This is a genomic window from Clostridium aciditolerans (assembly GCF_016316925.1).
GTDB lineage: Bacteria > Bacillota > Clostridia > Clostridiales > Clostridiaceae > Clostridium_AM > Clostridium_AM aciditolerans.
The window spans coordinates 40,716-62,940 of record NZ_JAEEGB010000014.1; the positions used below are offsets into that span (position 1 = coordinate 40,716).

Annotated in this window: 11 protein-coding genes, 1 other RNA gene and 1 pseudogene; 9 read left to right on the plus strand and 4 right to left on the minus strand. The window is 33.4% G+C overall.

Annotated elements, in window-relative coordinates; genetic code table 11:
• The first annotated feature begins 211 nt into the window (after positions 1-211).
• Positions 212-1,741, plus strand: a complete 1,530-nt coding sequence (gene gpmI / locus I6U51_RS12595) for a 2,3-bisphosphoglycerate-independent phosphoglycerate mutase (protein ID WP_211142967.1) — start codon at positions 212-214, stop codon at positions 1,739-1,741.
• A gap of 476 nt (positions 1,742-2,217) precedes the next feature.
• On the opposite strand, the gene I6U51_RS12600 is transcribed toward gpmI, so the two are convergent.
• The 4 genes from I6U51_RS12600 to I6U51_RS12615 all read right to left on the minus strand — a co-directional run bounded on the left by I6U51_RS12600 (position 2,218) and on the right by I6U51_RS12615 (position 9,235).
• Positions 2,218-5,826 (minus strand): FAD-dependent oxidoreductase, encoded by a 3,609-nt coding sequence (locus tag I6U51_RS12600; protein ID WP_211142968.1) that lies wholly within the window; start codon positions 5,824-5,826, stop codon positions 2,218-2,220.
• Positions 5,827-5,843: 17 nt separating this feature from the next.
• Positions 5,844-7,598, minus strand: coding sequence for an NADH-quinone oxidoreductase subunit NuoF (locus I6U51_RS12605; protein WP_211142969.1), 1,755 nt, complete (start codon positions 7,596-7,598; stop codon positions 5,844-5,846).
• Complete coding sequence (gene nuoE / locus I6U51_RS12610) at positions 7,599-8,126, minus strand: NADH-quinone oxidoreductase subunit NuoE (RefSeq protein ID WP_211142970.1); 528 nt, start codon at positions 8,124-8,126, stop codon at positions 7,599-7,601.
• 260 nt (positions 8,127-8,386) lie between these two features.
• Complete coding sequence (locus I6U51_RS12615; protein WP_211142971.1) at positions 8,387-9,235, minus strand: sulfide/dihydroorotate dehydrogenase-like FAD/NAD-binding protein; 849 nt, start codon at positions 9,233-9,235, stop codon at positions 8,387-8,389.
• Positions 9,236-9,662: 427 nt separating this feature from the next.
• On the opposite strand from I6U51_RS12615, the gene eno reads away from it, so the two are divergent.
• The 8 genes and pseudogenes from eno (at position 9,663) to yjeM (ending at position 22,159) form a co-directional block, all read left to right on the plus strand.
• Positions 9,663-10,958 carry a phosphopyruvate hydratase gene (gene eno / locus I6U51_RS12620; RefSeq protein WP_211142972.1) on the plus strand — a complete coding sequence of 432 codons (1,296 nt, stop codon included), beginning with the start codon at positions 9,663-9,665 and terminating at the stop codon, positions 10,956-10,958.
• A gap of 221 nt (positions 10,959-11,179) precedes the next feature.
• Positions 11,180-11,413 (plus strand): preprotein translocase subunit SecG, encoded by a 234-nt coding sequence (gene secG, locus I6U51_RS12625; protein ID WP_211142973.1) that lies wholly within the window; start codon positions 11,180-11,182, stop codon positions 11,411-11,413.
• Positions 11,414-11,658: 245 nt separating this feature from the next.
• Positions 11,659-13,800 (plus strand): annotated as a pseudogene (rnr, locus tag I6U51_RS12630) (ribonuclease R); the annotation flags it as partial.
• A gap of 857 nt (positions 13,801-14,657) precedes the next feature.
• Positions 14,658-15,131 carry an SsrA-binding protein SmpB gene (gene smpB, locus I6U51_RS12635; protein ID WP_211142974.1) on the plus strand — a complete coding sequence of 158 codons (474 nt, stop codon included), beginning with the start codon at positions 14,658-14,660 and terminating at the stop codon, positions 15,129-15,131.
• A 283-nt stretch (positions 15,132-15,414) separates the two neighbouring features.
• Positions 15,415-15,768, plus strand: a transfer-messenger RNA (tmRNA) gene (ssrA, locus tag I6U51_RS12640).
• A gap of 314 nt (positions 15,769-16,082) precedes the next feature.
• Positions 16,083-17,309, plus strand: coding sequence for a peptidase T (gene pepT, locus I6U51_RS12645; RefSeq protein WP_211142975.1), 1,227 nt, complete (start codon positions 16,083-16,085; stop codon positions 17,307-17,309).
• Positions 17,310-17,332: 23 nt separating this feature from the next.
• The gene (locus tag I6U51_RS12650) at positions 17,333-19,990 is read left to right on the plus strand and encodes a winged helix-turn-helix domain-containing protein (protein WP_211142976.1); all 2,658 of its coding nucleotides are present in this window, start codon (positions 17,333-17,335) and stop codon (positions 19,988-19,990) included.
• 642 nt (positions 19,991-20,632) lie between these two features.
• Complete coding sequence (yjeM, locus tag I6U51_RS12655) at positions 20,633-22,159, plus strand: glutamate/gamma-aminobutyrate family transporter YjeM (RefSeq protein WP_211142977.1); 1,527 nt, start codon at positions 20,633-20,635, stop codon at positions 22,157-22,159.
• Positions 22,160-22,225 lie beyond the last annotated feature (66 nt).

A 22,225-nucleotide genomic window follows, 5' to 3' on the forward strand; every position in this document is an offset into this window, starting at 1 on the left:
AATTTATACAATGAATCGATGTTTCGACTTAGCGAAACGAGCTTAAAAATATAATAGTTTTCTGACGTAAGGAAGAAAACTTACCTTCACTGTCCACTGTCCTCTGTCCTCTGTCAATTGTCCTCTAAAAAAATTACGTCGCATAATTTTTATACTATGAATCAATCGTTGATTTAAAAATTTATAACTTAAAAACTTTTGGAGGGTAAAAATGAGTAAAAAACCAGTAATGCTAATGGTACTTGATGGATTCGGACTTTCAGATAGAGAAGATGGAAATGCAATTAGAGCAGCGTACAAACCTAACTATGATAGATATTGGAATAACTATCCTCATACTCAAATAAAAGCAAGTGGATTAAGTGTTGGACTTCCAGAAGGACAAATGGGAAACTCAGAAGTTGGACATCTAAATATTGGTGCTGGAAGAATAGTATATCAAGCGCTTACAAGAATAACAAAATCTATTAATGACGGTGACTTTTTTGAAAATGAGGCATTAAATAATGCTGTAAACAATGCACTACAGAATAACTCAGCTCTTCATTTAATGGGGCTTTTATCAGATGGAGGAGTTCATTCACATATAGATCATTTAAAAGGACTTCTAAGATTAGCTAAACAAAAAGGAGTAAACAAGGTATATCTTCATGCCTTTACAGATGGAAGAGACGTTCCGCCTTCATCAGCAATACAGTTTATTGAAGATATTGAAAACTTCATGAGAGAGCTAGGGGTTGGAGAGATAGCCACTGTATCGGGAAGATACTATGCTATGGATAGAGATAAGAGATGGGAAAGAGTAAACTTGGCTTATAACGCTATGGTACTTGGAAAAGGTGAAGAATCAGTAAGTGCAGTAGAAGCCATAAAAAAATCATACAATGATAACAAAACAGATGAATTTGTAATTCCAACAGTAATAGTTAAGGACGGAAGACCAACAGCTACAATAAATAGTAAAGACTCAGTAGTATTCTTTAATTTCAGACCAGATAGAGCAAGAGAAATAACAAGGGCAATAAATGATAGAGTATTTGACGGATTTTCAAGAGAGCCACTAAACCTTGTATTTGTAACTATGACAGAGTATGATGCTACACTTGAAAATGTGCAAATAGCATTTGGAGCTGAAAGTTACACAAATACTCTTGGTGAATATGTAAGCAAACTAGGCAAAAATCAACTAAGAATAGCTGAAACTGAAAAATATGCTCATGTAACCTTTTTCTTTAATGGAGGGGTAGAAGAGCCTAATGCAAATGAAGATAGAGCTTTAATACCTTCACCAAAGGTTGCAACCTACGACCTTCAACCAGAAATGAGTGCATATAAGGTTACAGAAGAGCTTATAAATAGAATAGATGAAGACAAATATGATTTAATCATATTAAACTATGCAAATCCAGATATGGTTGGACATACAGGCGTATTTGAAGCTGCCAAAAAAGCAATAGAAGTTGTGGATGAATGTTTAGGCAAAATTGTTGATAAAGTATTGGAGAAGAATGGAGCAGTATTTATAACTGCAGACCACGGAAATGCAGAACAGATGATAGACTACTCAACAGGGGCGCCAATGACAGCGCATACAACAGACGATGTTCCATTTATATATGTATCAGAAAATGCTAGTGAGTTAAGAGAAGGTGGAGTACTAGCAGATATAGCACCAACTATGCTTCAAACTATGGGGCTTGAAAAGCCTAAAGAAATGACTGGAAGTAGCCTTATAAAGTAAAGTATAGGGGTAATAGACCGAAAGTTAACTTATACGCCGGAATATGTTTCCAAGCTTCAGCACGTTAAAAACTTTTAGCCACTCTAAAGCTTAAGCAGATATCCCAAATCTTTGATTTGGTGATAGTCGCTTACACAGAGTGCGTGCTTCAAAACAACCTAAGAACTTTCGAGAACTCGCTACGCTCAGTTCGGACCAACATATCAATTACCATTGATACGTTGCTCGTGAAAAGCCATTTAGGCTTTTCACCAACTTAAAGTTCTAAGGTTCTCTTAAAGCCCTTAGCTAAGATTGGCACAAAGTTTTTAAATCTACTTCAGCTTTGGAAACATATCCCTCTGTATAAGCTAACTTTCTAGTTAGTTTCCCTATAGATTGTTAATTCTTTAATTCAATATTTATACTCATAAAGCCCCATATATGGTTTTCTTTAAAAGGATATATAGAAAACATATATAGGGCTTTATAATTTACTATCTAGTTAATCCCGTTTCCTTTAAGTAGGAATCAAATCTCATTTGAATAGAGTCGTAAACTTTTTTATCTTTAAACATTTTGTCACCGTTAGGTAAAGCTAAAACAGCCTTTTTAGATTCCTTGTTAAAGCCATCTGTACAAAGAACCTGTGAACCATAGGTATTTGTTCTACTGTTTGGTACATAGATTTCCTCATTTTGTATATCTGCTTCACATAATCCGCTGTATGCTTCTATTTCAGAGGATAACATTTCTGATGCCTGTTTCAAAGTTACAATGTTTATATCTAAGTGTTGTGCAATCTTTGACAGGTTATTAAACAATGTATTAACATTTGCAGTACTTATTGCTGGAGTAATTTTTTGTACTTTTCTATCTGATCTAGTCAATGTACCCTCGGATTCAGCAAAGCTTCCAATTGGAACAACAACATTTGAAATTAATGCTGTGTCAGTCATAAAGGTGTCAAGGGTCGCTAAGAACTCAAGATTCTTTAAAATTTCAGCTGTGTCTTTATCATCACCTACAGGGTCTTCTCCTATGATAACAGCTGCCTTAATTTTTCCTTCTTTCATTTGTTCAAGCATCTCCATACCCTTGGCTTTTATACCAATGTCTATAAAGCCTTGAGCATTGCTGATGGAGCGTACAATTATAATTCCACTATGTGGTTTTCCTATCTTGCCTGTTATTACTGCAGCGTCTGCAAGTAATTTATAAGTATCTTCAGTTACTATATCATCATCAATGACGATTATTGCTTTTTTAGCTTCTCCATACATCTTAGCAAGCTTAGCGGCATCAGTGCAATCCTTAGCATCTTTTACATAATTCTTTAGACTATCCAGATTTTCAGCTTTGTTTGAAACTTCATTTTCATTTATATATCCACCATCAAATAATGCTTTAATGAAGGATTTTAGGAATTCTATATTGTTATAAGGATTAAACGAAATATTTGCGTAATCCTCCATTCTTGTTTTGTTACTGCTTATAGATACTAGTTTAGCTTTTTCTCTAGCAGCGTACTTCATCTTTACTGCCATAACGGGATGATTCTCATCTACATTTCCTATTGAAACTATTAAATCGGTGCTGTATAACTCATCATAACTATTTGTAGAAGCATTATATCCAATGACACTTTCCATTCCTGAAGCCTCACTGCTAGTCATTGAGCCTATAAAACTCGTATTTAGTTTATCTGCAATCTTTTTAGCAATAAATACCTCTTCGTTAGCAAACCTTGGTGAAGCAAGAATTGCCACACTGTTATCTCCATATTGACCTTTTACTAGTTGAAGATTTTTAGAGATAAGAGTTAGAGCTTCTTCTAAATCAACCTCAATACTTTCTCCCTTTCTTCTTACAACAGATGTTTTAACTCTATTTTTATCATTGATAAAGTTTATGCCAAATCTACCTTTAACACATAGTAGGCCTTCATCTTTACTTCTATTTGGGATAGATTTGTACACAAGGTTTCCTTTAGATTGAAGTACCAAATTACATCCTACACCGCAGTAGTTGCATACAGAATTTATATTGTCAAAATCTACAGGAACCTGTTTTTTAACAGCTTCTTTTTCTATGCATGCTCCAGTTGGGCAGACATCTACACACTGACCGCAGGATATACATGAGCTTTCTTGAAGAGGTAAGTTAAACTCAGGAATTACCTTAGAGTCAAAGCCTCTCTTTTCAAGTCCTATAGCTGTAACTCCTATAAATTCCTCGCAGGCTCTAACGCACTGACCGCACAGTATACACTTATCAGCATTTCTTGTTATGAAAGGATGATTTTGTTCTTCTTGTCTCTTATGTTTTTCTCCACATATTCTCTCAGTATCTATATCATGTTTTTCAATATATTTTATAAGCTTACATTCGAAATAATCATGACATCCACACTCAAGACATCTTGAAGCCTCTCTTAAAGCTACTTCTTCAGTAAAGGTTTCAGAGATTGGGCTAAAGCTAAGTTTTCTTTTTTCTGCAGGGACTACTACTTGAGGCTCTCTATTTTGTTTTTCTACATGTTCAAAGTCCTTTTTACATAAATCATTTTGAACTATATAGTTTGGATTAGCAACTGGAATTATAACGCCATTTAAATAGCTATGGATAACTCTTGCAGCATTTTTCCCTTGAGCTATTGCCTCTATAGCTATCTTAGGTCCAGTTGAAGCTTCGCCTCCTGCAAATACACCTTCAATATTTGTTTCAAAGGTATTTTCATTAACTGAAATAGTGCCTTTTCTTGTTGTTGTAAGTTCTTTGACACAATCTGCATTTACTCTCTGTCCAATTGCTGAAACAATAAGATCTGCTTCAAAAGTAATTTCTTCTCCCTCTATAGGTTCAGGTTTTCTTCTTCCAGATGCATCGGCTTCTCCAAGCCTCATTTTTTGGCATCTTATAGTGGTAGCTCTTGTACCATTACCCGTGATTTCTACAGGTGCTACAAGAAAATTAAATTCTACCCCTTCTTCTTCTGCTTCATCTATTTCAATTTTTTCTGCAGGCATTTCATCTCTGGTCCTTCTATATAGAAGTTTAACGTTTTCTGCTCCAAGTCTTACAGCAGTTCTGGCAACGTCCATAGCAGTGTTTCCACCGCCAATAACTATAACTTTGTTACCCATATATATTGGCTCTGACTGTGTAGCCATTCTTAAAAAGTCTATACCGCCAAGAACACCTTCCATATCTTGACCTTTACATCCAATATCTGAACTTGCCCAAGCGCCTATTGCTACGAAGACAGCATCATATGTTTTTTGAAGATATGGTAGACTTATATCTGCACCAAGTTTAACGTTACATTTAATCTCTACGCCCATTTTTCTTAAGGTATCTATTTCAGCATCTAATATTTCCTTAGGAAGACGATATTGTGGTATACCATATCTGAGCATTCCACCAGGTTTAGGCATACTTTCATAGATTACAACTTCATGACCTTCCATTGCGAGGAAGTATGCACAGGATATACCTGCTGGACCAGCGCCAATTATTGCAACCTTTTTATTAGTTTTCTCCTTAACATCTGGCACAAATGTACCATTGTTTACATCTATATCTCCAAGGAATCTTTTAAGCTCAGCAATTGCTATTGGATCATCAGAATTCTGACGTCTACAAGCTGTTTCACATGGGTGAGGACAAACTCGCCCTATACTTGCAGGTAGTGCTACAACATCTTTAACAAGCTTTATTGCTTCTTCATATTGTCCGTTAGCAATTAAACCAACATATCCTTGACAATCTGTATGTGCAGGGCATGCATTTACACATGGAGGTCTACAATCTCCCCTATGATCTGAGGCTAAAAGCTCAAAAGCAGCTTTTCTTGCGGATATAGTTCTGGCTGTATCTGTTTTTACTACCATACCATCTGATGCTATTGTTGAACATGCTCTTTGAAGCTTTGGATTTCCTTCTATTTCAACAACACATACACCGCATGCACCATAGGGTTTCATTCTGCTATCATAACAAAGGTTTGGAATGTCTATTTCATTATCAAGTGCTATTTTTAATATTGTAGCTCCTTCTTGTGCAGCCAACTCTCTATTATTTATATTCACTCTAATTGTTCCCATATATACCACCTCTCCTTCTACTCTACATTGATAGAATTAAATCTACATACTGTTATACAATTGCCGCATCTTATACACTTTTCTTGGTCTATTTCATGGGCCTCTTTTACCTGACCCTTAATAGCCTCAGCTGGACATTTTTTTGCACATAGGGTGCAGCCCTTACAAGCGTCAGCAGAAATTGTATAGGTTAAAAGACTCTTACACTGTTTAGCTGGACACTTTTTAGTTTCTATATGGGATAAATATTCATCTCTAAAATATCTTATCGTTGTAAGTACAGGGTTAGGTGCAGTTTGGCCAAGTCCGCACAAAGATCCATCCTTAATACTTACACATAATTCTTCTAATGTTTTAATGTCCTCATCTTTGCCATTCCCTGAGCATATCCGCTCCAGCATCTCAAGCATTCTTTTTGTTCCTATTCTGCAATATATACATTTTCCACAGGATTCCTTACAGGTAAAATCAAGAAAGAATCTTGCCATATCTACCATACATGTATTTTCATCCATTACAATCATACCGCCAGATCCCATGATGGCACCGGTTTTACTAATTGATTCATAGTCAACAGGAGTATCCAGTAATTCTTTTGGTATGCATCCACCAGAAGGGCCGCCCATTTGAACTGCTTTAAATTCTTTGTCTTGTTTTATTCCTCCGCCTATTCCATAGATAACATCTCTGAGTTTCATTCCCATAGGAACTTCTACTAGCCCGCCTTTTTTAACCTTACCTGCAAGAGCGAATACTTTTGTACCTTTGCTCTTTTCAGTACCATAAGCAGCGAATGTCTGCCCTCCATTTACTAATATCCATGGAACGTTGGCATAGGTTTCTACATTATTTATATTTGTTGGTTTTGCAAAATATCCAGATTGAGCAGGGAATGGAGGCTTCAATCTTGGCATACCTCTTTCGCCCTCAAGAGATGCGATTAATGCAGTTTCTTCCCCGCATACAAATGCTCCAGCACCTGTCTTGATTAATATATCAAATTCGAAGTTAGAACCCAGTATATTTTTACCTAAATAATTTCTCTCTCTTGCTTGGTTAATTGCTATTTTAAGTCTTTCTATTGCAAGGGGGTATTCAGCACGACAGTATATGAAACCCTTCTTTGCGCCCATTGCATAGCCTGCTATTGCCATACCCTCAAGAACTGCATGAGGATCACCTTCAAGTACACTTCTATCCATAAATGCACCTGGATCTCCTTCATCAGCATTACATACTACATATTTATCCTGACCCTTAGATTTTTTAGCAGCATCCCATTTAAACCAAGTAGGAAAACCTGCGCCACCTCTACCTCTTAATCCAGATACCTTTATTTCTTCAATAACCTCTTCAGGAGTCATTTCATTAACAACTCTACTGAGTGCCTTATATCCATTGTTCTCAATATATTCATCAATTTTCTCAGGATTGATTATCCCGCAATTTTTAAGTACAATTCTGACCTGATTCTTTAACTGAGGGTATGGTTCCTTATCAGTAGATACTATATACTGACTAAGTGGTTCTCCATTAATAATGTGACTATCAACTATTTCTTCAATTAAGCTTGCTGTAACATTGGCATATGTAAACACAGCATCGCCATCAATAATATCAACTATTGGTTCATAAAAACACATGCCTATGCAGCCAGTAATTGAAAGGTCAATATTTAAGTTCTTTTCATTAATTAATTCGCTTAATCTATCTTTAACTTTTTTAGCCCCTGCAGCTATACCGCAGCTGCCAAATCCTATTCTAATCTTCATTTAAACAGCTTCCTCCTTTTCTTTAGCATATATATCCTTAATAATTCTTCTTGCACCATCAGGCGTCAAATTTCCATATGCCTCTCCATTAATCATAATTACAGGTGCAAGACTGCAGCAACCAAGACACGCTACATCTTCAAGTGAGAACATTCCATCACTGCTTGTTTCTCCTGGGCTAATCCCAAGTTCATCACAAATAGCATTTCCTACTGCTTCTGAACCGTTTACGTGACAAGCTGTTCCCTGACATTGAAGTATAATATACTTACCTACAGGATTTAATCTAAATTGAGAATAGAATGTAGCAACTCCATATACCTTTGCTCTTTTATTACCTGTCTTATCCGCGATTAATTTCAGCACATCAAGGGGGAGGTAGCCATATACACCCTGTGCATCTTGCAATATGCTAATCAAGTTTCCATTTTCCTTGTGATATCTATCAAATACATTGTCCATTAAGGATAGATCAACCTGATTAGTGCTAAATTTTGACTCTAAATTTTTTTCACAGTCACAAGCCATCCTTTATCACTCCTTTTTAAAATTTTGTTACAAAAAATTTTTAAGAGGACATTTGACAGAGAGTAGAGGACAATGAAGGTGAGTTTTCTTCCTTGTGTCAGAAAACTAATTTATACTTTGACTGGTTTCACTAATGTAAAACATCGCCTTATAATATAATTAAAGATTTTTCGTAGTTTAGCGGAGAAAAATCCTCCTTCATTGTCCTCTGTCAATTGTCCTTTGTCCTCTAAAAAATGCGACCTATTTTTTAAAATTACCTATAAGTTTAGTCCTACACGACACTTATGAGCTTCTTCTTTTTTGTACATAGCTTGTCTTCTTATTGCTTCTTCAAAGTCAACTAAATGACCATCGAATTCTGGTCCATCTATACAAGTAAATTTAGTCTCTCCGCCTACAGTAACTCTGCAACCTCCGCATAAGCCTATTCCATCTATCATTATTTGTTTTAAGCTTACTATAGTTTTAATACCAAAACCTTTCGTAAATTCACATATGGATTTCATCATAGTCATTGGAGCTACAGCAACAATATGGTCATAATTTTTTCTTTCATTTTCAATAAGCTCTTTCAATAGCTCTTCGGCAGAACCTTTATAACCATAGCTTCCATCATTAGTTGCTATATATGAATTAGCAGATATGGTTCTCATTTCTTTCTCAAGCAATAAGTGCTCTTTTGATTCACATCCAACTATTACATCTGCATCAATTCCGTGATCATAAAGCCATTTAACCTGAGGATATACATGCGCTGCACCGATGCCATCAGCTACAAATACTATGCTTTTATTTCTTAAAACCTCTAAATCTTCATTTAATAAATCAGAAGGGTGTCCTAGTGGACCTACAAAATCTAAAAATGATTCATCAATTTCGTAGGTGGATATCTTACGAGTAGAGATACCGAGTGCTTGGAACACAACAGTCACAGTTCCTCTATTAGTGTCATAGTCACAGATAGTCAAAGGGATTCTTTCGCTTTTTTCGTCACTTCTCACTATAACGAATTGTCCTGGCAAGCAAGATTTAGCAATTCTTGGAGCCTCAATATCCATTAAAAAAGTATTAGAATCTAGCATTTTCTTGTTTGTAATTTTATACATCTCATCCCCTCCATAATATATGATTTATGCTGTTACCATCTTTTTAAGCGCTGATGTAGTTTCTGGTAATATTAGGATTAATATTACTTTATAAAATTTATATTAATGAAAACAGAAAAATATATCACTTTAAATAAAAAAGTATCTAAAAAACTTAAAAATTTTTTTCGCAATATTAATAAATTCTTCTTAGGATTACAACAATTTAAGACAAAAAATAACTATAAATAACCTTATACATATGGAGATAAATAGCAATTAAGTATGATAGTTTATTTTACATCATATTAACTTGTTATTTATTCGAATTTGCCTTATTCTAAAATTAGAAATATAAATTCATAATTTTCATTTTTTTAGGTATAATTAAAATGTTGAAAGAAAATTCATTTTTGAACTATGGTATTAAAATATGGAGGTGTTTTTTATGAAAAATTACATTGAAATTGTAGATGTAGTTGCACGACAAATACTTGACTCAAGAGCTTTTCCAACAGTAGAAGTAGAGGTTGTGCTGGAGGATGGAACTGTTGGAAGAGCCGCTGTACCATCAGGAGCTTCCACAGGTATGTTTGAGGCAGTAGAGCTAAGAGATGATGATAAATCAAAATATAATGGAAAAGGCGTTTTAAAAGCTGTAGATAACGTAAATAATTACATAGCTGAAGAGCTTATCGGAATGAATGTATTTGATCAGGTTTTAATAGATAAAACTATGATAAAACTTGATGGTACAGAAAACAAAGGAAAGTTTGGTGCTAATGCAATACTTGGAGTATCACTTGCTTGCGCTAAAGCAGCTGCTGAATATTTAGGGTTAAGTCTTTATCAGTATATAGGAGGAGTAAATGCGAAAGTTCTTCCTGTACCAATGATGAATATAATAAATGGAGGAAAGCACGCTGACAACAATGTAGATTTACAAGAGTTTATGATTATGCCAGCAGGAGCACCAAGCTTTAGTGAAGCTTTGAGAATGAGTGCAGAAGTTTATCATACATTAAAATCATTACTAAAATCAAAAGGATATGATACTGGAGTTGGTGACGAGGGTGGATTTGCTCCAAACCTAAAATCAAATGAAGAGGCAATACAGGTTATAGTTGAGGCTATAGAAAAAGCAGGATATACGCCTGGAAAAGAAATATTTATAGCACTAGACCCTGCTTCATCTGAAATATATGAAAATGGTAAATACAATTTAAAAGGTGAAGGAAAAGTATTAAGCTCAGAAGAAATGACTGACTACTATGTGAACCTCGCTAATAAGTATCCAATAATATCAATAGAGGATGGTATGGCAGAAGAGGATTGGGAAGGTTGGAGAATGCTTACTGAAAAGTTGGGTGACAAAGTTCAACTTGTAGGTGACGACTTATTTGTAACAAATACAAGTAGATTGAAGACTGGTATAGAAAAAAAGGTTGCAAACTCTATACTTATAAAATTAAACCAAATAGGAACTCTTACAGAAACTTTAAATGCTATAGAAATGGCAGAAAGAGCAGGATATACAGCAGTTGTTTCCCATAGATCAGGAGAAACAGAAGACACAACTATTGCAGATTTAGTTGTAGCAGTAAACTCAGGTCAAATAAAAACTGGTGCACCAGCAAGATCAGAAAGAGTAGCAAAATATAACCAGCTTATTAGAATAGAAGAGGAATTAGGCGAAATGGCAGAGTATAGAGGCTTAAATGCTTTCTATAATATAAAAAAATAAGTTCTTATCAATATAATGAAAAAGCCCTAGAAGCTTATTTAACAATAACTCTAGGGCTTTTTTAATAGATTTTATAATAAATTAGTTGGCTTTTAGAAAAGGAGAAGAAAGATGTAGTCAATTCATAAATATTTTGCAGAGCATTTTTATCATATTATTGTAATAACTAAATCTATATGTTAAAATGTAAGATGTGTTATAATACCAGGAGGTGGAGAAACATGCGTATTGCTTTAACAGTTATACAGGCTATAGTAGCAGTAATACTAATAACAGTTGTATTAATGCAGCCAAGTAAGACTAATGGATTAAGCGGATTAGTAAGTGGCGGAACTGGAGAGTCATTTTATTCTAGGAACAAGTCAAGAACATCTGAAGCAAGACTATCAAGAATTACAGTTATATGTTCAATAATATTTGCAGTATTATGTTTATTACAGAATATAATAAAGTAATATTTTAGATTTACATATGTAGAGCGGAGTTTTAAGACCGCTCTATTTATTTTTCCCTAAATCAATTGACTGTTGGATAAATTTGCTATAATATAAGAATAAAAATTCAGCATTACTTCTAAAATTTAATATTAATGTAAATATTGTTGAATATTTTTCTTTGATTATTATAAAGATAATAATGATTAGTTTTAGGTAATATAAACCTACCTTTATTAAAATCTAAAATGTACGGGGTGAGAAAGATGAATATAAGAGAAGTGCTTTTGAGCTTTATGAGAGAACAAGCGTATAAGCCTATGGATATAATTGAGTTAGAAAGGGTCTTTGATATAAAGAAATCAGAAAGAAAAGATTTTGAAAAAATATTAAGTGGTATGGAAAAGGACGGGCAAATAGTAAAAACTCGTACTGAGCACTATGGGGTACCAGATAGAATGGGATTAGTAGTTGGACGCCTTCAAGGTCATCAAAAAGGCTTTGGCTTTGTAATAGCGGAAGAGGAAAGGCCAGATGTGTTTGTACCATCATCATATATGAATGGTGCTATGCACGGAGATAAAGTTGTTGTAAAGATAACCAGAGAAGAGAATAAAGGAAAAAAATGTGAAGGGGAAATAATAAGAATTCTTGAACGAGCACATAAGACTGCAATAGGAGTTTTTGAAGATAGTAAAAACTTTGGATTTGTTGTCCCTGAGGAAAAAAGAATATACCAAGATATATTTATACCTAAAGAATGTAAAAATGGAGCAAAAACTGGAGATGTAGTAATTGTAGAAATAACTACATGGCCAGATAAGAGGAGAAATCCGGAAGGAAAAGTTAAGGAGATACTAGGTAAAAAAGGTGATAAAGGAATTGACATATTAACCATAATTAAAAAATATGGCTTACCAGAGGAATTCCCTCCAAAGGTAGAGGCATATGCAGATGGAATACCAGATGAAATACCAGAAGAAGAATACAAAAAAAGAAAAGATTTAAGAGACTTAACGATTGTAACTATAGATGGTGAGGATGCAAAAGATTTAGATGATGCGATATCCATTGAAAAACTGCCTAATGGTAATTACTATCTTGGAGTTCATATAGCGGATGTATCTAATTATGTAAAGGAAAAGAATCCTTTAGATAAAGAGGCTTTAAATAGAGGAACTTCAGTTTACTTAATAGACAGAGTAATACCTATGCTGCCTAGAAAGCTGTCAAATGGCATATGCAGTCTTAACCCTAGAGTTGATAGACTTACTTTAAGTTGTTTTATGGAAATAGATAAAACTGGTAAGGTTGTTGACCATGAGATCGTAGAAAGTGTAATAAAAACCTGTGAAAGAATGACATATACAAATGTAACAAACATACTTACAGAGCAAGATCCTGAGCTTATGCAAAGATATGATTATTTAGTAGATACTTTTAAGCTTATGGAAGAACTATGTGGTGTTTTAAATAAAAAGAGACTAGGCCGTGGAGCTATAGACTTTGATTTTGAAGAGTGCAAAATAATTTTAGATGAAATGGGTAAACCAGTAGATATTAAGCCATATGAAAGAGCTATAGCAAATAGAATAATTGAGGAATTTATGCTTGTATGTAATGAAACTATAGCAGAGCATATGTTTTGGGTTAACATGCCTTTTGTATACAGAATTCACGAGGATCCAGATGAAGAAAAGCTTGCTCATTTTAGTGAGTTTATACACAATTTAGGATATGCTGTTAGATTTGGTGAAGAAGTACGTCCTAAAATGCTACAGAGTATAATAGAAAAAGTAAAAGGTAAAAAGGAAGAAACAGTAGTAAGTACTTTATTGCTTCGTTCAATGAAGCAAGCAAGATATTCACCAGATTGTGTAGGTCACTTTGGTCTTGCGGCTAAATATTATTGTCATTTTACATCACCTATAAGAAGATATCCTGATCTTATAATTCATAGAATAATAAAGGAATTCATAAATGGTCAAATAGATGAAAAGAGATCTAAGAGATTGCTTGCAGAAGTAGAGTATGCGTCAAAGCAATCTTCAGAAACAGAAAGAACAGCTCAAGACGCAGAAAGAGAAGTAGATGATCTGAAAAAGGCCGAGTATATGAGTGAAAGAATAGGTGAGGAATATGAAGGTATAGTATCTTCAGTAACAAACTTTGGAATGTTTGTTGAACTTCCAAATACTATAGAAGGTCTTGTACATCTTAGCACTCTAGATGACGATTACTATATATATGATGAGAGACATTTAAGCTTAATTGGAGAAAGAACTAAGAAAATATATAAACTTGGCGATGAAGTGAAAATAAAAGTAGCAAGAGTAGATATGTTTGCCCATGAAATATACTTTGAGATCCTTAAAGGAGAGGAAGAAGATATGGAAAAAGGTGAGTATACAACAGATGGAATAGGAAATAGCGACTTAAACAGTGAAAATGTCAAAATGAACAACTATCCCGTTGATCAAACAGAAACTGATAAAGACAAAGAAGAAAATACATTAAAGCAGGCATCAATGTCACCGATAGGTGAAGATGAATACACAACAGATGGAATAGGAAATAAGGATTTAAACAATGAAGGAGAATCAGCGGTAGTATTGACAGAAGAATTTCAGAGAAAATTAAGGTAAGAACTATAGAACGTACGGAAATATAAAGGTTTAATACTGAAGAAGTTAAATTCAGTATTAAACCTTTTTTATGTAGTTGTTTATATCTTCAATTCGTAACATAAAAATAATGTGGAGCATTATTTTTTAGAGGACAGAGGACAATTGACAGAGGACAGAGAATGAGGATTTTCCTCCGTTACACTACGGAAAACCTTTAATTATTTTTTCGCAATAGGCGACTTTGTCGCAAGCCGTTAGGCTGTATCAATTTGTTAATACTCTGGTTCAGATGCTTCTTTAATAGCTATATTCAAAGGTTACAAATTACAGGCTTCGGGCGAAGCCCTTTAGGAATAAAAATTTTAACTGAATCATAATGGAGAATTTTAAAAAATAAATTACCCACTGGAACTTGACACAAACTATTTTTGAGACTCGTTTCACTAATCTCAAACATCGGCTTATAATATAATTAAAGATTTTTCGCAATATAGTGGAGAAAAATCCTCCTTCACTGTCCACTGTCCTCTGTCAATTGTCCTCTGATAAAAATTGCAAGGTTTATATCAGGACTTGACATAAACTTACTTATATTATATAATTTAGTACTACGAATAAAATCTAAAGTAGGTGTTTTTATGGCTAAAAGTACATCAAACAATAAAACTCTAGCTGAAAACAGAAAAGCAAGGCACGATTATTTTATTGAAGAAAGTATGGAAACAGGTATCGAGCTTGTTGGAACAGAAGTAAAATCTATAAGATTAGGCAAAGCGAATTTAAAAGATAGCTATGCTGAAATAAAAAATGGAGAAGTGTATGTTTGCAATATGCACATAAGTCCATATGAGAAGGGAAACATATATAATAGGGACCCCCTTAGAGATAGAAAACTGCTTCTTCATAAAAGCGAGATTTCTAGACTTTTAGGATTTACTACTCAAAAAGGATATACATTAATTCCGCTATCTCTATATCTTAAGAACGGAAGAGTAAAAGTTAATCTAGCAGTGGCTAGAGGTAAGAAGAATTATGATAAAAGAGATGCTATGCTTGAAAAAGCAGCTAAGAGAGATATAGATAGACAGATGAAGGAAAAATCAAAGTATTAATACTGATTAGATTTATTAATTTCATTAATAATAGTAACTTAATTAATTTCTAGGGCTTACAATTAGGTTTTAATTATGTAACATTTACTATTGATTAATAATTAAATTTGATGTAATATAGTAATCATCAGGTGATGATGCCAATATGAATCATTGAAAATTTAATATAAGTTTGCGTAGCAACACACTGTTGCCATATATAACAGTTGAAAGTGTTATTTATAAGATGATACTTAGTTAATTTAACTAATAATCTATAGTATCAGCTATCAACTTTTAATATGGGGGCGTACTTGGTTTCGACGGGGGTGCGTTGTATTTAGGAAGCGAGTCGAGGGAGCCTGTGGGCCCGCGTTAAAAAACTACGGGAATAAAGATAAACGCAAACGATAATTTTGCATTAGCAGCTTAGTCTGCTACGTCCTCCCTTTGAGTCCCGCGGCTTAGGATAGGGCGTCGACAGCGGGGTACCGAGCTCTACAAAGCTTTGAGTAGAGAACGGAAATTATGAAGCTACTGAAGCCAGCAGCCTGTCCTTAGGCGTCTGGTGAAGGGAAGTTTAAACTAAGGACTGCACTCGGAGATGCCTAGGTATTACTGCTTTCGGACGTGGGTTCGACACCCACCGCCTCCACCATACATATCAAAGACCGTACTATTAGTTTAGTACGGTTTTTGTTATATGCTAGAATAGTAAATTTACTTTGCTCTAACTAATCACAATAAATTAATCCACCTATAAAATCATACTTTAGGCTGATTGCAAATCTTATAATTATCTATCCAAGACATTGGTTGCAGAATAAAACTTAAAATTTATTTAGAATGAGGCTTTTATTTTTTTAAATTATAATATAAATTAGTATTATAGAAGATACTTTATCCGGTGTCTATCGCCACTGGTTAATATATAGCCTATAAAAAAGATTAAATTTTGGAGGAGAGACACCAATGTCTAAAGTCGTAGAAAGATTTATCAAGTATGTAAAATATGACACTAGATCTGATGAAAATTCCGCAACAATTCCTACTACTCCAGGGCAATTAGAATTAGCCAAAGACTTAGTAAAAGAGTTAGAAGAGATTGGAATGAAAGATATTTGTTTAGACAAGAATGGCTATATAATGGCAACATTACCAGCCAATATTGACAAAGACATTCCCATCGTAGGATTTATTGCACATATGGATACTAGCCCAGAAGTTTCAGGAGCAAATGTAAATCCTAAGTTTGTAGAAAATTATAGTGGTGAAGATATAATACTAAATGAGGAGCAAAATGTAATCCTCTCTCCTAAAGAGTTTCCAGAATTAAAAAATTATATTGGTAAGACATTAATTACAACAGATGGTACAACACTTCTTGGTGCAGACAACAAAGCAGGAATTGCTGAAATTATGACTGCTATGGAATTTTTGATACAGAATCCACAGTTTAAACATGGAACTATTAAGGTTGCCTTTACCGTTGATGAAGAGGTTGGAAAAATAGCAGAGTACTTTGATGTTGAAAAATTTAATGCTGATTTGGCTTATACCCTTGATGGAGAGTCTATTGGCGGATTAGAATATGAGAATTTTAATGCAGCTAGTATAAAAATAACTATAAACGGAATAAGTTATCACACAGGAAAAGCCAAAGGAAGAATGATAAATTCTATAAGTATTGCATCAGAGTTAATGAGTATGTTTCCAAAAGAAGAGACTCCAGAAAATACAGAAGGATATGATGGATTTTATCATATAGGGTCAATCAGTGGGAGAGTAGAAGAGACTAAAATTCAGTATTTTATAAGAGACTTTGATTCAAAAAATTTCGAGAGAAGAAAGCAGTTCATTATTGATTTGGTGCAAAATGTAAATAAAAAGTATGGTGAAGGAACAGCTGTAATTGAGATTACCGAACAGTATAAAAACATGAAAGAAAAAATAGAAGCTGTAAAGTATATTGTTGATATAGCTATTGAAGCCATGAAAGAAGTAAATGTGTTTCCGGATGTTCGACCAATAAGAGGAGGAACGGATGGCGGTAAACTCTCTCACATGGGACTTCCTACACCAAATATATTTTCAGGTGGGCATAATATACATAGCAAATATGAGTATATCCCGACATATGCCATGGAAAAGGCCGTAGAGGTAATACTTAAAATAGTTGAACTATTTGCGGAAATATAAAAAATGTTTGGGAGATGTGAAAAATGATATTAAACTATAAGCATATTAAGGCTAAATTTATGATCCCAAAAAAGAAATGTAAAATCATTTACAGAGAAAAATTGTTAAATAAGTTAGATAAAGCTTTAAACACAAAGCTTACTATTATATCAGCTCCAGCAGGAAGTGGAAAAACTACTTCCGTTATTTCATGGATAAGTTTGAGAAACTTATCTGACAATACAGTATGGGTTTCCTTAGATGAAAGAGATGACAATCCAGAGGTATTTTGGAGCTGTTTTGTTTCAATAATTGAGGAATTGAAGAATAATGGTTTTAAATGCGATGCAATAAACTTTGATGATCAAGATGTTTCAATTGAATCAATAATAGAAGCGCTGTTAAATGGTATTTCATTGATAAACAAGGATTTAGTATTTGTAATGGATGATTTTCATTGTATAAAAAACAAAGATATTCTTTTAGGGATTAAGCATTTCATAGATAGTATTCCTGATAATATTCATCTTATAATAACCAGCAGAACAAAGCCGAATATAAATATCTCAAAATTAAGATTAGATGGAGAAGTAACTGAAATAGACAGAAACGAATTAAGCTTTTCTTTAGACGAAACTTCGGAATTTCTAAGTAATATGGGAGTACAAATACCAGAGGAAGGTATAAAAATATTAAATGAGCGCACAGAAGGTTGGATAGCGGGGTTACAGATTGCTGTACTATCTATGCATGAAAAAAAGGACATGATGGAACTGGTTGAAAGCTTTTGTGGAAGTAATAAATATGTACAGGATTATTTTTGTGAAGAAGTTTTTAATAATCAATCAGAGGAAACCACAGAATTTTTATTAAATACATGTATTTTAGATGAGTTAACAGCAGATTTATGTAATGCAGTTAACTGTCAAAAAAACAGTCAACAAATTCTTGAGAAAATATATGAGGAAAATTTATTTATTGAAAAATTAGATTGTGACGGGAAATCCTTTAGGTATTATAGACTTTTTAAAGAGTTTTTGATTAATAAAGCAAGCGGATTAAATAAAGATAAAATTTATGAGGCTAGCAACAGAGCTGCTGAGTGGTATGAGGGAAATGAACTCATAAATAATGCTATCAATCAATATGTAAAAGTAGAAAATTTTCAACAGGTAGAAAAGCTAGTAGAAGAAGAATGTATAAAAAAGATTTTAAGCAATGATTATTTCTATGTAATGTATTGGCTAGAAAATATGCCGCAGGATATTATCATAAAAAATCCAAGACTTTGTATAACTTATATGTATATACATATATACGATGATACTAATTATAATAAATACTTAGAGCTTACTGAGAAGATGATCGAAAGCTATGGGGATGAAGAGTATAGAAATGAGTGTTTAGGAACATTATCTATTGTTAAGGGAGACAAAAGTCTCATAGGATTAGAATATATAAAAAGTATAAAATATTATGAAGACGCATTAGGTTATCTGAAAAATGACGTATTTTGGAGTGCAATAATAAACTTAAAGCTAGGAATAGCATACTTTTATTCAAAGGATTTTAGTTCTGAGGAAAAAAGCTTTAATCAAGCAGCGCTTTTGAGTCAATCTTATCAAGATAATAGCCTGAGTCTAGTAATAAATAGAGCAATAATTTTTACAAAATTCTTAAGAGGTCAATTAATTGAATGTGAAAATATTTGTAGTGAATGTTTAAGTAATAATGTGAGTGACGAGTTGAAAAAACCATCGTTGATGGCAATTTTTTATATAATATTAGCATTAGTGTATTATGAAAAAAATGAAATTATTAAGGCAGAAGAATATGTACTAAAAGGTATAAAATTTGCGGAGAAACAAGGAGACTTCTATACCCACTATTACACATTATGCTTAGGATACTATGTTTATCAAGGAATACTTATGGAAAAAGGCAGTAAAGGTGAAGTGGATAAAATTAATGAAAAAATAGAGGAATTGTCACAAAAATATGGCGATAATAAACTGCTAGATAGGTACCACTTTCATAAGTTAAAGGATTATTTTGAGATATTCAAAATGGAAAGATTCATGGAATACGACAAGATTAACCTTGTAGAAAAGCGTATTACAATAATGGACTTTAGACTTACAGAGGAAATGGTTGTCTTTGCAAAGATGCTTATCTTCAAGGGTAAATTTGATGATGCATTAATGTTATTAAATAAGGTTTTAAATTCCGATAAAGAACAAGATAACAAATACTTAAGTATAAGAGCCCATATTTATAGAGCAGAAATCTTTTGTCAGAAAGATCAATATGAAAATGCCACAAAGGATTTAAGAGAAGCTCTAAACATTGGATACGAGAATGGATTTGTTAGGGGATTTCTATTCAAGCATTTAAAAATGAGTAAAATTTTATTAAAAACTATAAAAGCTATGAAATTTAATAAAGACTATCATAGGATGGGAGAATACCTAAATAAAATATTGGCACTGTATTCAACTAAAGAAAATAACGAACTAATAAGCAAGAGAGAAAAAGAAGTTCTAATGCTTATAGAAAACGGCGCAAAAAACTCAGAAATAGCACAAAAACTATTTATCTCAGAAAGTACAGCTAAAAGCCATATACTGAATATATTCAGTAAATTAGGTGTTCGCAACAGAATACAAGCTGTAGCAAAAGCTAAAGAAATAGGAATTATTTAAAAAAATTGCGACGCGATTTTTTAGAGGACAGAGGACAATTGACAGAGGACAATGAAGGAGGATTTTTCTACGTTACACTACGAAAAATCTTTGATTATATTTATAAGCTGATGTTTCGCATTAGTGAAACGAGCTCAAAAATAAATTAGTTTTCTGACGCAAGAAAGAAAACTCACCTTCACTGTCCTTTGTCCTTTGTCAAATGTCCTCTTAAAAATTTTGCGTTGCAATTTTTTTATTAGTTCAGAGTATTAGATTATAGTATAAGCTACCTATATAGTTAAAAATCCTATAATGTGTTTTATAAATTCATCATTTTTCGACATAGATATTTATAGTCAGCTAAAAGTATGAGTTCATATTATATATATTTCAACCTATCGATTCATACTTTGAGATGATTTAGACAATTTAAAAAAATGTTATAGTATATAATACATTGACAATAGATTAACATAAGCAGACATACAAAACCTTGGATTTTGATATGGTCGCTTACTCCTCAGAGTTTACGAAGAGGAGTTTCATAATTAAAATGAAGTTCTGCAGAGCTTTGCAAACCAATATTTAGCAATAAACAACAGGCATAATAATTTTAAATTTAACAATGAAAACGATATTAATATTTTAGGAGGAAACAAAATGAGTTCAAATACAAACTCGACTAAAAAACTAACGTTGATATCATTAGTATTAATGATCTTCACATCAGTTTATGGATTTAACAATATCCCAAGATCATTCTATAAAATGGGATATGCAGCGATTCCATGGTACATCCTATCAGGAATAGCATTCTTTATTCCTTTTGCATTAATGATGGCTGAGTTTGGTGCAGCATTCAAAGATGAAAAAGGTGGAATCTACTCATGGATGGAAAAGTCTATAGGACCTAAATTCGCATTTATGGGAACATTCATGTGGTATGCTTCCTATGTAATTTGGATGGTAAACGTTGCATCAGGTTTATGGGTTCCAGTTTCAAATGCTATATTTGGACAAGACACAACAAAGAACTGGCATTTACTTGGACTATCTGGACCAAAGACTTTAGGAATATTAGGAATACTATGGATAATATTTGTAACATATGTATCAAGTAAAGGTTTAGATAAGATTAAAAAAGTAACATCATTAGGTGGTACAGCAGTTGCAGCATTAAATATAATTGTTTGGATTGGTGCTATAGCAGTACTTATAGGAAATCATGGACAATTAGCACAACCAATCGAAGGATTAAAATCATTCACACAATCACCAAATCCTAAATTTGTTGGAAATACAATAGTTTCATTAGCATTCGTAGTTTATGCAATATTTGCATATGGTGGTATAGAAGTTGTTGGAGGTCTTGTTGACCAAACTGAAAATGCAGAAAAAACATTCCCTAAAGGTGTTATTATATCAGCAGCGGTAATAACAATAGGATATTCAGCAGGTATATTCTTAGTTGGTATATTCACTAACTGGTCAAGCGTTATGAACACAGAAGGCGTTCACTTAGGAAACGCAAGTTATGTTGTTATGGCTAACCTAGGATACGCACTTGGTACTGCTTTTGGAGCAAGCCAAGCTACTGCTACTATGATGGCTCATGGTGTTGCTAGATTCGTTGGACTTTCAATGTTCTTAGCGTTATCTGGTGCATTCTTTACATTAATGTTCTCGCCATTAAAACAATTAATTGAAGGAACTCCAGCTAAATTATGGCCTGGAAAAATGGGAGAACTTAAAAATGGAATGCCAATAAATGCTATGTGGATTCAAGCAATCATAGTTTGTGCAATGATATTCCTAGTAGCTTTCGGTGGAGACTCAATGTCTAAATTCTTTGACATACTTGTTGCTATGACTAACGTAGCTATGACTCTACCATACATGTTCTTAGCTGGTGCTTTCCCAGCATTTAAGAGAAAGTCAGAAATCAAAAAGCCATTTGAAGTATTTAAAACTCAAGGAAGTGCTAATTTATGGACTTTGGTAGTTATATTAACAGTAGGCTTTGCTAACATATTCTCAATAATAGAACCAGCTATAAATGGCAATATAGAAATCACGATTTGGAGTATAGCTGGACCAGTATTCTTCTCATTAGTTGCATGGCTAATGTATAGCAGTTATCAAAAGAAAAATATTGGACAAAATAAAGATATAGATAGTGCAATATAGTCATAATTTAAAGTATAAAGGGAGTTTTTACTCCCTTTATTTTTAAAAAATATTATTTTAGGGGGT